10 protein-coding genes and 3 pseudogenes are annotated in these 12,755 nt (G+C 73.1%); 1 reads left to right on the forward strand and 12 read right to left on the reverse strand.

What is annotated here, in order from left to right; all coding sequences use genetic code 11:
• Positions 1-9: 9 nt before the first annotated feature.
• From LUW75_RS05430 to mnmA, 4 genes and pseudogenes are all read right to left on the reverse strand, one after another.
• Positions 10-699, reverse strand: coding sequence for an SDR family oxidoreductase (locus LUW75_RS05430; RefSeq protein WP_250334601.1), 690 nt, complete (start codon positions 697-699; stop codon positions 10-12).
• Between the two features lie 25 nt (positions 700-724).
• The gene (locus LUW75_RS05435; RefSeq protein WP_250334602.1) at positions 725-1,264 is read right to left on the reverse strand and encodes an LOG family protein; all 540 of its coding nucleotides are present in this window, start codon (positions 1,262-1,264) and stop codon (positions 725-727) included.
• Positions 1,265-1,513: 249 nt separating this feature from the next.
• On the reverse strand, positions 1,514-1,933 hold the full coding sequence (locus tag LUW75_RS05440) for a hypothetical protein (RefSeq protein ID WP_250334603.1): 420 nt from the start codon (positions 1,931-1,933) through the stop codon (positions 1,514-1,516).
• 63 nt (positions 1,934-1,996) lie between these two features.
• Positions 1,997-3,131, reverse strand: a pseudogene (gene mnmA, locus LUW75_RS05445) (tRNA 2-thiouridine(34) synthase MnmA).
• A 61-nt stretch (positions 3,132-3,192) separates the two neighbouring features.
• Here mnmA and LUW75_RS05450 point away from each other — a divergent pair.
• Positions 3,193-3,900, forward strand: coding sequence for an N-acetylmuramoyl-L-alanine amidase (locus tag LUW75_RS05450; protein ID WP_250334604.1), 708 nt, complete (start codon positions 3,193-3,195; stop codon positions 3,898-3,900).
• Between the two features lie 84 nt (positions 3,901-3,984).
• Here the strand turns inward: LUW75_RS05450 and LUW75_RS05455 are convergent, their stop codons facing one another.
• From LUW75_RS05455 to LUW75_RS05490, 8 genes and pseudogenes are all read right to left on the reverse strand, one after another.
• On the reverse strand, positions 3,985-5,148 hold the full coding sequence (locus tag LUW75_RS05455; RefSeq protein ID WP_250334605.1) for a cysteine desulfurase family protein: 1,164 nt from the start codon (positions 5,146-5,148) through the stop codon (positions 3,985-3,987).
• 113 nt (positions 5,149-5,261) lie between these two features.
• Positions 5,262-6,109 (reverse strand): annotated as a pseudogene (locus LUW75_RS05460) (thioesterase family protein).
• Entirely contained in the window at positions 6,109-6,789 is a 681-nt protein-coding gene (locus LUW75_RS05465; protein WP_250334606.1) for a trimeric intracellular cation channel family protein, read from the reverse strand. The pseudogene LUW75_RS05460 and the gene LUW75_RS05465 overlap by 1 nt, the downstream one beginning before the upstream one ends.
• A 131-nt stretch (positions 6,790-6,920) precedes the next feature.
• On the reverse strand, positions 6,921-8,003 hold the full coding sequence (locus LUW75_RS05470) for an ABC transporter ATP-binding protein (protein ID WP_250334607.1): 1,083 nt from the start codon (positions 8,001-8,003) through the stop codon (positions 6,921-6,923).
• A pseudogene (locus LUW75_RS05475) lies at positions 8,000-9,000 on the reverse strand (ABC transporter ATP-binding protein). The gene LUW75_RS05470 and the pseudogene LUW75_RS05475 overlap by 4 nt, the downstream one beginning before the upstream one ends.
• Before the next feature lie 6 nt (positions 9,001-9,006).
• Positions 9,007-9,960, reverse strand: coding sequence for an ABC transporter permease (locus LUW75_RS05480; RefSeq protein ID WP_250334608.1), 954 nt, complete (start codon positions 9,958-9,960; stop codon positions 9,007-9,009).
• Position 9,961: 1 nt separating this feature from the next.
• Positions 9,962-10,966, reverse strand: a complete 1,005-nt coding sequence (locus tag LUW75_RS05485; RefSeq protein ID WP_250334609.1) for an ABC transporter permease — start codon at positions 10,964-10,966, stop codon at positions 9,962-9,964.
• 91 nt (positions 10,967-11,057) lie between these two features.
• Complete coding sequence (locus tag LUW75_RS05490; RefSeq protein ID WP_250334610.1) at positions 11,058-12,740, reverse strand: ABC transporter substrate-binding protein; 1,683 nt, start codon at positions 12,738-12,740, stop codon at positions 11,058-11,060.
• Positions 12,741-12,755: the final 15 nt, after the last annotated feature.

Consider the following 12,755-nt stretch of genomic DNA (forward strand, 5'->3'; position numbering starts at 1 on the left):
CGGAAGAGATCAGGCCCTCGGCCGGACGGTCAGGTCCTGGATCTCCGCGTCGCGCGGCAGGTCGACGGCCGCGAGGACGGTCGCCGCGACCGACTCGGGGTCCATCAGGCGGGACGTGTCGTACTCCCTGCCCTCCTGCCGGTGGACCTTGGCCTGCATGGGGCTGGCCGTGCGGCCCGGGTACACGGAGGTGACGCGGACCCCGTGGGCGTGCTCCTCCGCGCGCAGGGCGTCGGCGAGCGCCTTCAGGCCGTGCTTGGACGCGGCGTACGCGGCCCACTCGGGGTTCGCGCGGAGCCCCGCGCCGGAGTTGACGAACACGACGTGCCCCTGGGCGACCCGCAGCTGCGGCAGGAGCAGCCGGGTCAGCTCGGCGGGGGCGACCAGGTTCACGTCGAGCTGGGTGCGCCACGCCCTGGTGGTCAGCTCGCCGACCGGGCCGAGGTCGACCACGCCCGCGACGTGCAGGAGGGTGTCGAGCCGGTCGGGCAGCTCCTGGTGGGAGAACGCCCAGGACAGCCGGTCCGGGTTGGCCAGGTCCCCGACGAGGGTGCGGGCGCCCGGGTACAGGTCGGCCAGCTCCCTGGCCCGGCCGGCGTCCCGGGCCAGCAGGATCAGGTCGTCCCCGCGCGCGTGGAGGCGACGGGTCACGGCCGCGCCGATGCCGGAGCCGGCGCCGGTGATCAGGTGTGTGGTCATGGGTGCCATGCTCGCACCCGCGCGGTTACCGGACCCCGGCGGCCTGTTCCAGGTAGGCGAGCGCACAGGCGCCGTCCTCGGCGAAGAACACCAGGTCGCTGAGGGGCAGCGGCAGGAAGCCCTCCTCCTCCATGCGGCGGAGCTGCTGCTCGAGGCCGTCGTAGAACCCGGCCGAGTTGAGCAGGACGACCGGCTTGGCGTGCAGGCCGTGCTTCTTCAGCTCCAGGATCTCGGTGGCCTCGTCCAGGGTGCCGGTGCCGCCGACCATGACGACGACCGCGTCGGAGCGGGCCAGCAGCCGCGCCTTCCGCTCCGCGAGGTCCACGGCGACGACCATCTCGTCGCAGCCGGGACGCGCCTTGTGGGCGAGGAACTCCACGGACACCCCGGCGAGCCGTCCGCCCGCCTGCTGCACGGCGTCGGCGACGACCTTCATCAGGCCGGTGTCCGAGCCGCCCCACACGAGCGTGTGGCCGCCCTGCGCGAGGAGCCGGGCGAACTCGCGCGCGGGGACGGTGTAGCGGTCGTCGAGGTCGGCGGCGGAGAGGAAGACGCAGATGTCCATGGGAAGACCGTACGGGCGGCGCGCTGCGGGAACCGGGCGGGGCCCGGTCCGTTGTCCGGCTGTGCCCACCCCGGGACACCGCGTCACCGTCGGGCCGGCGGCCGGACCGGTCCGCGTCGTCCGGGACGGCGTGCCGGCCGCGGGGGGACTGGTTCTCCGGGTGGGAGGCGGCGGCGCGCACGGCGGCGGCGATGACGTCCTTCGTCACCGCGGACGTGACGTCGGGGCCCCCGGCCGCCTTGAGTCCGTTCAGCGTCCTGGCGTACCGGGCGTCACCTCCCGCGCGGCCCGGACGGCGCGGGCGATCCGGTCGGCCGCGTCCTGCGCCTCGGTCGCGTTCGGGTCGACCGGCAGGAGGCCGGGCTGTCCGTCGAAGTACGGCGACTCGAGTCTCGGACCGGGCGGGTACGGGCCCGTCGGGAGCCCAGCGCTGCCCCGGGCGGTGCCGCCCGGGGCCTGCCGCTTGCCGCCCGCGATGTTCCGGACCCCGACGGCCGGGTGGTCCACCGAGCCGTCCTCCACCGTCAGGTTCGTGCTCGCGGCGTCCGCCGGGGCGCCCACGAGGAGGCGCTGGGGTCCGGCGAGGTCCGATGCGAAACCGTTCGGTGCGGTGCGGACGAGGCCGCACTCGGAGTGGACGTACGGGAAGTCCCGGCTGAGGCGCTGCAACCGCCACGCCGCCCTGACCGGCCCGGGCCCACGCGGTCGCTCCGCACGCCCGCCGGGCGAGGGTCAGGCGCCGGCCGAGGCGGTCGCCGTGCGGCGGGTGGTGGTGGCGATGGTGGCCGAGCCGACGACGCGGGTGCCGTCGTACAGGACGATCGCCTGGCCCGGGGCGACGCCGCGGACCGGCTCGGCGAAGGCGACGCGCAGTTCGCCGTCGACGGGTTCCGCCGTCACCTCCGTCTCGCCGCCGTGCGCGCGCAGCTGGGCCGTGTACGCGCCGGGGCCCTCGGGGGGCGCGGCCGCACCAGCGGGGCCTGATCGCGGTGAGCGCGGTGACGTCCAGCGCCTCGGCGGGGCCGACGGTGACCCTGTTGTCCACCGGCGAGATGTCCAGGACGTACCGGGGCCTGCCGTCGGGTGCCGGGTGGCCGATGCGCAGGCCCTTGCGCTGGCCGACGGTGAAGCCGTACGCGCCGTCGTGGCCGCCGAGCCGGTTGCCGGCCTCGTCCACGATGTCGCCCTCGGACCTGCCGAGCCGGGCGGCGAGGAAGCCCTGGGTGTCGCCGTCGGCGATGAAGCAGATGTCGTGGCTGTCGGGCTTCCTCGCGACGGCCAGGCCGCGCCGCTCGGCCTCGGCGCGGATCTCGTCCTTGGTGGTGACCGTGTCGCCCAGCGGGAACAGGGCGTGGGCGAGCTGGCGCGCGTCGAGGACGCCGAGGACGTACGACTGGTCCTTGGCCTCGTCGGAGGCGCGGTGCAGCTCGCGGGTGCCGTCGGGGAGGGTGACGACCTTGGCGTAGTGGCCGGTGCAGACCGCGTCGAAGCCGAGGGCGAGGGCCTTGTCGAGGAGTGCGGCGAACTTGATCTTCTCGTTGCAGCGCAGGCACGGGTTGGGCGTGCGGCCGGCCTCGTACTCGGCGACGAAGTCCTCCACGACGTCCTCGCGGAAGCGCTCCGCCAGGTCCCAGACGTAGAAGGGGATGCCGATCACGTCGGCGGCGCGGCGGGCGTCGCGGGAGTCCTCGATCGTGCAGCAGCCGCGGGCACCGGTGCGGAAGGACTGAGGGTTGGCGGAGAGCGCCAGGTGCACCCCGGTCACGTCGTGGCCCGCCTCGGCGGCGCGGGCGGCGGCGACGGCGGAGTCCACGCCGCCGGACATGGCGGCGAGGACGCGGAGGGGGCGCGGGGAGGTCTCAGTCATAACCCCACCAGGGTACGGGGCCGCGGGAACCGCCGTCGCGGGAGTGAGCGTTCTCCGTGGCATGGGTGGAGAGACGGGTCGGGGAGAGAACCGGCGGGTGGGGCGGCGCGCCGTGCTGGTCGGCGGCGGCGCCGCGGCGGCGGGCGCGGTCGCACTGGGGTGGGACGGGCTGCGGCGCCTGTGGTGGCGGCTGCCCGGCACGGAGAGGCGGCGTGTGGAGGGCGAGCTGGACCACGCGGGCGCGGTGTGGACGGCGGCGGCGCGGGCGAACTGGCGCCGGGCGGACCGGCCGGGCGACTTCGGCATCGACCGGGTGGTGATCCACGTGGTGCAGGGCAGCTACGCGACGGCGCTGCGGGTGTTCAAGAACCCGGGCCACGGCGCGGCGACGCACTACGTGGTGGGCAGGGACGGGCGGATCGCGCAGATGATCCGCGAGCTGGACGTGGCGTTCCACGCGGGGAACCGCGAGATGAACGAGCGGAGCATCGGCATCGAGCACGAGGGCTTCGTGGACCGCCCGCAGGACTTCACGCCGGCGATGTACGCGGCGTCGGCGCGGCTGACGGCGGACATATGCGCCCGGTACGGCATACCCGTGGACCGGGAGCACGTCATCGGCCACGTCGAGGTGGAGGGGACGGACCACACCGATCCGGGCCCGCACTGGGACTGGGACCGGTACATGGAGCTGGTGCGGCGGGCCGCGGCGGCCCCCCGCCCGGTCCCCTCCCCCGCCTCCGCGTCCCGCACGACGCGAAGGGCGTGAGCGGACGGCCACCGGCCCGCGCCGCGCCCGCCGGGGACGGCCGGGCGGCGCGGCCCGCGGACACGCCCGCGCCCGCCGGGCCCGCTAGCTGAGTCCGGCCGTGCGGGCGCGCTCCACGGCGGGGCCGATGGCCCGGGCGACGGCCTCGACGTCGGCGCGGGTGGAGGTGTGCCCGAGGGTGAAGCGGAGCGTGCCGCGGGCCAGGTCCGGGTCGGAGCCGGTGGCCAGGACGACGTGGCTGGGCTGGGCGACGCCGGCGGTGCAGGCCGATCCGGTGGAGCACTCGATGCCCTGCGCGTCGAGGAGGAGCAGCAGCGAGTCGCCCTCGCAGCCGGGGAAGCTGAAGTGGGCGTTGGCGGGGAGGCGGTCCTCGGGGTCGCCGCCGAGGACCGCGTCGGGGACGGCCGCGCGGACGGCGGCGACGAGTTCGTCGCGCAGGGCGCCGACCTCGCGGGCGAACCGTTCGCGCCGTTCGGTGGCGACCCGTGCGGCGACGGCGAAGGCGGCGACGGCGGGTACGTCGAGGGTGCCGGAGCGGACGTGGCGTTCCTGGCCGCCGCCGTGGAGGACGGGCACGGGGCTGTGGGCGCGGCCGAGGAGCAGCGCGCCGGTGCCGTACGGGCCGCCGATCTTGTGGCCGGAGACGGTCATGGCGGCGAGCCCGGATCCGGTGAAGCCGACCGGCACCTGGCCGACGGCCTGGACGGCGTCGGAGTGCAGCGGAACGTCGAACTCGCTCGCCACGGCGGCCAGTTCGGCGACCGGCATGACCGTGCCGATCTCGTTGTTGGCCCACATGACGGTGGCGAGGGCGACGCTGCCGGGGTCGCGGGCGAGGGCTTCGCGCAGCGTGTCGGGGTGGACGCGCCCGTACCCGTCGACGGGCAGGTACTCGACGGCGGCGCCCTCGTGCTCGCCGAGCCAGTGGACGGCGTCGAGCACGGCGTGGTGCTCCACGGGGCTGGTGAGCACGCGGACGCGGCGCGGGTCGGCGTCCCGGCGGGACCAGTAGAGCCCCTTGACGGCGAGGTTGTCCGCCTCGGTGCCGCCGGAGGTGAGGACGATCTCGCTGGGGCGCCCTCCGAGGGCCTCGGCGAGCGCCTCGCGGGCCTCCTCGACGGTGCGGCGGGCTCGGCGGCCGGAGGCGTGCAGGGACGAGGCGTTGCCCGTGGCGGTGAGCTGGGCGGTCATCGCCTCGATCGCCTCCGGGAGCATCGGTGTGGTCGCGGCGTGGTCGAGGTAGGCCATGGTTCCCCGATTCTACGAGTCCTCGCCGGGCGCGCCCGGCGGGGCGTACCCGGCGGGGAGCGCCCGCCGGCCGACGGTGCGCCCGGGGCGCCCCCGGGGACCGGCGCGCGGGGTCAGGCCCCCCGCGGGGCGCGGGCGAGCTGGCGGGACTGGGCGACCAGGCGGTCGGCGCCGTCCCACACCTCGGCGTCCTCCTCCAGGAAGCCGCCGGCGAGGTTGCGGGTGGTGATGGAGACCCGCAGCGGTCCGGGCGCGGGCCGGCAGCGGATGTGCGCGGTGAGCTCGACGGTCGGCGTCCAGCCCGCGAGCCCCAGGTCGAAGGCGGTCGGGGGAGCGCGTCGACGGTCAGGAGCAGGGACAGCGGGTCGGGGTCGCGGCCGTCCGCGAGGCCGAACCAGCCGCGGATCTCCCCCTTGCCGGAGGGGGCGCCGACCGCCCAGCCGACGGTCGCCGGGTCGAGCCTGAGGTCGAGGAGCCGGGTGATCTCGGCGGCGCCGGGCAGCGGGGTCGGCGCGTCCGCCGGGCCGAAGCAGTGCTCGTAGGGCGGGATCGCGGGCGGCTTGGCGCTGGTGCGCACGTCGTCGGGGAGGGCGTCGAGGTCGCCGTAGGTGGCGAGGAGGCGGATGCGTTCGGTCTCGGTGCCGTCCTGCGCGTACTGGAAGAGGGAGGCCTGGCCGGTCGAGAGCGTGCGCCCGGTGCGGACGGTCTCGGTGCGGATCACGGCGGGGCCGGGGAGCGAGGGCGCCAGGTAGTGGGCCGACACCGAGAAGGGGTGCGGGTGCGGCAGGGCGTCGCCGAGGGCCCGGCCCAGCAGGGCGAGCAGGTAGCCGCCGTTGACGACGCCGAATATCGTCCAGTCGGCGGAGAGGTCCGCGGCGTAGACACCCGGCGTGCGCCGGGTCACCGCGGTGTCGCGGTCGAACTGGGTGCTGTCCATGGCCGGAACGGTACAACAACGCATTACTGAGCGGTAGCTTTGCGGTCGGGCCCCTCGGTCGCCGAAGAGCGCCGGTTCCAGGCGCGCGGCGCCCGCCAGCGGTAGCGCAGCGCGAGCAGGCGCAGGGCGAACGCGGCGAGCGCGGCGACGGTGCTGGTGAGGGGGGTGAGCACCTCGAAGCGGATGAACAGCACGACCAGGGCCGAGCCGGCGATGGCCGGGACGGCGTACAGGTCCCGGTCCCAGCGCAGCAGGGAGGGGGCCTCGTTCGCCAGGACGTCCCGCAGGAGGCCGCCGCCGACGGCGGTCGCCACCCCGAGGACGGCCGACTGCGTCAGGCCGAGCCCGTACTCGTACGCCTTGGTCGTGCCGGTCACGCAGAACAGCCCCAGCCCGGCGGCGTCGAAGGCGTTCACCGCCGTCTGGGTGCGCTCGACGACGGGGTGCAGGAAGAAGACCAGCGCCGTGGCGACCAGCGGCATGAGGAAGTAGCCGAGGTCGGTGAAGGCGGCGGGGGGCACCGCTCCGATGACCAGGTCGCGGAAGAGCCCCCCGCCCAGTGCGGTGACCTCGGCGAGGACGGCCATGCCGACCACGTCGAAGTTCCTGCGCACGGCGAGGAGGGCGCCGGAGATGGCGAAGACGAAGATCCCCGCCAGTTCGAGGGAGTGGAGGACGGAGGGCGTGAACAGGTCCGGGAGCACCGCACCGTTGTACCGCGCGCGGCGCCCGGTGCGGTAGGACGGCCGGGGCGGCCCCGCCCGGCCCGCGGCGGAGAGGTCCGCCCGCGGCCCGGCCGGGGCCGCCCCGTCGGGCGGGCCCCGGCCGGTGCCCGCTACGCGCTCCCGGCGGCCTCCGGCCCGGGTCGCGCCGGGGACGCGGCCGTGCCGACCACCGCCTCCACGCCCGTGGGCCGGGTCAGGGGCAGCTCGCCGGACTCGATCTCGGCCGCGAAGTGGCACGCCACCCTGTGCCCGCCGCCCAGGTCCGTCAGCACCGGCCGCTCCTCGCCGCATCGGGGCTGCGCCCAGGGGCAGCGGGTGTGGAAGCGGCAGCCGGTCGGCGGGTTGGCCGGGGAGGGGAGGTCGCCGTGGAGGAGGATGCGCTCGCGGCGGTCCTCCACCTCCGGGTCCGGCACCGGGACGGCCGACATCAGGGCCCTGGTGTACGGGTGCTTCGGCGCCGCGTACAGCGCGTCGCTCGGCGCCTCCTCCACCAGGGAGCCCAGGTACATGACGCCGATGACGTCCGAGATGTGCCGGACGACGGCCAGGTCGTGGGCGATCACCAGGTAGGTGAGGCCCAGCTGCTCCTGGAGCTCCTCCAGCAGGTTGACGACCTGCGCCTGGATCGACACGTCCAGGGCCGACACGGGCTCGTCGCAGATGATGACGTCGGGCTCCAGCACGAGCGCCCTGGCGATGCCGATGCGCTGGCGCTGGCCCCCGGAGAACTCGTGCGGGTACCGCGACAGGGCGTTCGCCGGGAGGCCGACCCGCTGCAGGATCGCCTTGATCCTCTCGCGGCGCTCCTCCTGGTTCGCGCCGATGGAGTGCGCGATCATGCCCTCGGAGAGGATCGACTCGATGTTCTGGCGCGGGTTCAGGCTGCCCAGCGGGTCCTGGAAGACCATCTGCAGGCGGCGCCGGAACCTCCGCATCTCCTCCTCGGACAGCTTCGCCAGGTCGGTGCCGTCGAAGACGACCTCGCCGTCCGTGACGTCGACCAGCCGCAGCACGGCCCGGCCCAGCGTCGTCTTGCCGCAACCCGACTCGCCGACCAGGCCGTACGTCTGGCCGGCCTCGACCTTCAGCGAGACGCCGTCGACGGCGTAGACGTGGCCGACGGTGCGGTCGAAGAGGAGACCCCTCCTGACGGGGAAGTGGACCTTCACACCGTTCAGTTCGAGCAGGCTCATGCCGGTACCTCCTCGGCCGGTGCGTCGGGCAGCACGGGGTTGACGCAGCGCACGTGGTGGCCCTCGGTGCGCGGCTGGGTCAGCTGGGGCGTGCCGGTGAGGCACTCCAGGGTGTAGAAGTCGCAGCGCGGCGCGAACGCGCAGCCGTCCGCCCAGGCGATCTTGTCGTTGATGGAGCCGCGGATCGGGTTGAGCGGCTCACCGCGCGGGGCGTCCAGGCGCGGGATGGAGCCGAGGAGGCCGTGCGCGTACGGGTGGGTGGGGTGGGCGAACAGCTCCCTGCGGCCGGCCGTCTCCACCGCCTTCCCCGCGTACAGCACGTTCACCTGGTCGCAGAGGCCCGCCACCACGCCGAGGTCGTGGGTGATCATCAGCAGGGCGGTGCCCTCCTGGTCCACCAGTTCCTTCAGCAGCTCCAGGATCTGCGCCTGGATCGTCACGTCCAGCGCCGTCGTGGGCTCGTCGGCGATCAGCAGGCGCGGGGCGCAGGCCACCGCCATGGCGATGAGGGCGCGCTGGCGCATGCCGCCGGAGAGCTGGTGCGGGTACTCCCTGAGGCGGCGGGGCGGGTCGGGGATGCCGACGCGGTCGAGCAGGTGCGCGGCCTCCTTCCGCGCCGCCTCGCCCTTCAGGCCCCGGTGCCGCTGGAGGATCTCGGTGACCTGGAGGCCGATCGGGATGACCGGGTTCAGCGAGGACAGCGGGTCCTGGAAGATCATCGCGAGCTTGCTGCCGCGCATGTCGCGGAGCCGCTTCGGGCTCAGCCGCAGCAGGTCCTCGCCGTCGAAGACGGCCCGCCCGCCGATCGTGACGCCCTTGCCCGGGAGCAGGCCCATCAGGGCGAGGGAGGTCACGGACTTGCCGCAGCCGGACTCGCCGACCAGGCCGACGACCTGGCCCTGGTCGACGGTGAAGGAGACCCCGTCGACCGCGGTGGAGGGGTGCGGCCGCGTCCGCCGAAGGTGACGGTGAGTTCGTCAACAGTGAGCAGTGGCATGGCAGTTCAGCCTCGCAGCTTCGGGTCGAGGGCTTCGCGCATGGCCTCGCCGAGCAGGGTGAAGCCGAGGGCGGTGATGATGATGCCGACCGCCGGGTAGACGGCCATCATCGGCGCGTTGTCGAAGAACCGCTGCGCCTGGGCGAGCATGACGCCCCACTCGGGCACGGCCGGGTCGGGGTTGCCCAGGCCCAGGTAGGACAGGGCGGCGGCCTCGATGATCGCGGTGGCGAGGCTCAGGGTCGCCTGGACGATCACGGGGCTGACCGAGTTCGGCAGGATCTGGGTCAGCACGATCCGCTTGCGCCGCACGCCCAGCGCCTTGGCGGCGAGCACGTAGTCGGAGCCGCCCTGCGCCAGCATCGAACCGCGCAGCAGGCGCGCGAAGACCGGGATCTGGACGACGCCGACGGCGATCATCACGGTCGTCAGGGACTGGCCCATGACGGCCGCGATGGAGACGGCCAGCAGCAGCGAGGGCAGCGACAGCATGATGTCGATGACGCGCATGACGAAGGTGTCGACGCGCTGTCCCGGCTTGCCGCCGAGGGTGGCGGCGGCCCCGGACAGCATGCCGATCAGCGCGCCGACGAGCAGGCCGATCAGCATGGAGACGACACCGACGAGGAGGGTCTGCCGGGCGCCGACGAGGAGCCGCGAGAACATGTCGCGGCCGAGGTGGTCGAGGCCGAACAGGTTGCCGTCGCGCATGCCGACGAACCGGCCCTGGTTGGGGAAGACCTCGCCGCGCCAGGTCTGCGCGGTCGGGGAGTACGGGGCGAGCCAGGGGCCGACGACGGCGACGACGACGAAGGCGCCGATGACGCCGACGCCGATGAGCGCCATCTTGCTGCCCTTGAGGCGGCGGAACGCCTCGCGCCACAGGCTGCCGCCCGAGGTGCTGTCCGTGCTCTGGGTGAGTTCCGCGAGGCGGTCGATCTTGTCGGTCTTGGTGGACACGTCAGTTCACCCGCACTCTCGGGTCGATGAGGCTGTACGCGAGGTCCACCAGCAGGTTGATGACGACGTACACCATCGTGATGAACATGATGAAGCCGACGAGCACCGGGTAGTCGCGGGCGTCGATGGCGAGGCGGATGAAGTTGCCGATGCCGTTGAAGGAGAAGACCGACTCGGTGAGGACCGCGCCGGACAGCAGGGAGCCGGTCAGCAGGCCGATGGCCGTGACGACGGGCAGCAGCGCGTTGCGCAGCACGTGCCGGACGCGGACGACGCCCTTCTCCAGGCCCTTGGACTCGGCGGTGCGGACGTAGTCCTCGCCGAGGACCTCCAGGACGCTGGCGCGGGTCATCCGGACGATGACGGCGAGCGGGATGGAGGCGAGCGTCAGCGCCGGCAGGACCAGGTGCCACAGGGCGTCGGCCGAGGCGTCGAGCTCGCCGGTGAGCAGGCCGTCGAGGACGGCGAAGCCGGTGACCTCGGTCGCCTCGATGCCCGTGGTCATCCGCCCGAAGCTGGGGAACAGGCCGAGCTGCACGGCGAGGATCCCCTTGAGGATCATGCCGAGGAAGAACACCGGTACGCAGATCCCGAAGAGCGAGCCGGAGACCGAGGCCACGTCGAGCCAGCCGCCGCGGCGCCGGGCCGCGAGGTAGCCGAGGGGGATGCCGACCACGACCGCGATGAGCATCGCGGTGAGGCTGAGCTCCACGGTGGCCGGGAACCGCAGGACGAACTCGTCCCACACCGGCTGGCGGGTCCGGGTCGAGGTGCCCAGGTCCAGGTGGGCGATGCGCTCCAGGAAGCGCCAGTACTGGACCCAGACCGGCTGGTCGAGGCCGAGGGCCCGGTTGATGCGCGCCACATCGGCCGGCGTGGCCCGCTCGCCCAGGATCGCTGAGGCGGGTCCGCCGGGCAGCCGGTTCAGCCACAGGAAGAGCAGAACCGACAGGCCGAGCAGGGTGGGTATCAGCTGTAGCAGTCTTCGTACGACGAGTCGCAGCACCCCGCGTGCCCCTTTCTTGCGTGTGCGTGAGATGCGGGTCCGCCCGGCCACCCTTCTGGTGTGACCGGGCGGACCCCGCATGGGACGGCGATTACTTGGGGGATTCCTTGAAGGAGACCTCGGCGAAGTTCTCCTGCGTCAGCGGGGAGACCTTCGGCGGGTTGACGTTCTTGCCGAACGCGATGGCGGGCGGCGACGAGGAGACCGGGAGACCGGGCAGGTACTCCATGATCTTCTCGTTGGCGGCCTTGTACGCCTCGACGCGCTTGACCGGGTCGGTCATCTTCGAGGCACCGGTCACGGCGCCGAAGACGGCGGGGTCCTTGAAGCCCCACTGCTTGTCGTACTCGGAGAACCAGGTGCCGATGAAGTTGTAGCCGTCGTTGAAGTCACCGGTCCAGCCCAGCATGTGCAGGGCGCAGGCGCCGGCCTCGGTGGCGTCCAGGTAGTCCGGGGCCCACTTCATCGGCTTCGGGGTGACGGTGATGCCGGCCTTCTCCAGGTCGGACTTCATCTGCTCGAAGATGTCCTGCGGGGCCGGCATGTAGGGCCGGGTGACCTCGGTCGGGTAGCAGAACTCGACCTTCAGCTTGGGCTCGCCCGCCGCGGCCAGCAGTTGCTTGGCCTTGTTCGTGTCGTGCGGGTACGTCTTCACCTCGTCCGACCAGCCGGCGACCGTGTCGGGCATGAACTGCGTCGCGACCTTGCCGCCCTCGGGCAGCTGCGTCTTGACGATGTTCTCGCGGTCGACGGCGTGCGCGATGGCCTGGCGGACCTGGGGCTTCTTCAGCGCCGGGTTCTTCTCCTGGGAGAAGCCCACGTAGAAGAGGTTGAAGACGTCGCGGGTCGGGACCTCGAAGCCCTCGGCCTTCAGGGTCTTCACGTCCGCGGGCGACACCAGGTCGTAGCCGTCGATGTCGCCGGCCTGGAGGGCCTGGCGACGGCCCTCCTCCGTGTCGATCGTGCGGAAGACCAGGTTCTTCACCTTGGCCTTCTCACCCCAGTAGCCGTCGAATCGTTCGAGGGTGACTTCCTTGTTGCCCTTGTTCCAGCCGGTGATCCGGTACGGGCCGGTGCCGACGACGGTGCCGGGCTCCTGGCTGTACTTGGGGTACGTGATGGCGTCGCCGGAACCGCCGGCGGCCTGCTTCTCGTACTCCTTGATCGCCTTCGGCGAGTGGATCGCCAGCGCCTGGAGGGAGAAGCCGCCCGGCAGGTTGGCGGAGGGCTCGTGAACCTCGATGACGGCCGTGTTCGGGTCCTTCGCGGTGCAGGACTTGTAGTTGGCCTTGGGGGTCTCCTTGTCCTCGTTCTTCGCGAAGCCGCCCATGATGGTCTGCCAGTAGTAGGAGACCGCGCTGGACTGGTAGGTGCCCGTCCAGTTGAACCAGTGGTCGTAGTTGGCGCAGACCGCGTCCGCGTTGAAGGCCTCGCCGTCGTGGAACTTCACCCCCTTGCGGAGGTTGAACGTCCACACCTTGCCGGACGGGTCGCTGGACCACTTTTCGGCCAGGCCGCCGACGAGCTTGCTGCCGCCGGGCTCGTGCTCCAACAGCGCCTCGAATGCCTGGCGCGTGACGCGAAACGTTTCGCCGTCGCTGGCGAGGGCAGGGTCGAGGGAGCTCGGGTCACCGGCGCCGGCGAACACGAACGTGTCCTTGCCGCCGCCCTTGCCGCTGTCCTTGCCTCGTTCGCTGGCGCAGCCCGTCGCGATCATTCCGACGGCGAGCGCCGCGGTGACCACCCGGACCGCACGGGACTTGGATATTCGCATGGGCCACCCCTGGTT

The organism is Streptomyces sp. MRC013, from assembly GCF_023614235.1.
GTDB lineage: Bacteria > Actinomycetota > Actinomycetes > Streptomycetales > Streptomycetaceae > Streptomyces.

What these genes read in the sequence shown, in the direction of transcription:
- LUW75_RS05430 (WP_250334601.1), bottom strand. Translation starts at nt 699, where the DNA reads ATGACCACACACCTGATCACCGGCGCCGGCTCCGGCATCGGCGCGGCC.
- LUW75_RS05435 (WP_250334602.1), bottom strand. Translation starts at nt 1,264, where the DNA reads ATGGACATCTGCGTCTTCCTCTCCGCCGCCGACCTCGACGACCGCTAC.
- LUW75_RS05450 (WP_250334604.1), top strand. Translation starts at nt 3,193, where the DNA reads ATGGGTGGAGAGACGGGTCGGGGAGAGAACCGGCGGGTGGGGCGGCGC.
- LUW75_RS05455 (WP_250334605.1), bottom strand. Translation starts at nt 5,148, where the DNA reads ATGGCCTACCTCGACCACGCCGCGACCACACCGATGCTCCCGGAGGCG.
- LUW75_RS05470 (WP_250334607.1), bottom strand. Translation starts at nt 8,003, where the DNA reads ATGAGCCTGCTCGAACTGAACGGTGTGAAGGTCCACTTCCCCGTCAGG.
- LUW75_RS05490 (WP_250334610.1), bottom strand. Translation starts at nt 12,740, where the DNA reads ATGCGAATATCCAAGTCCCGTGCGGTCCGGGTGGTCACCGCGGCGCTC.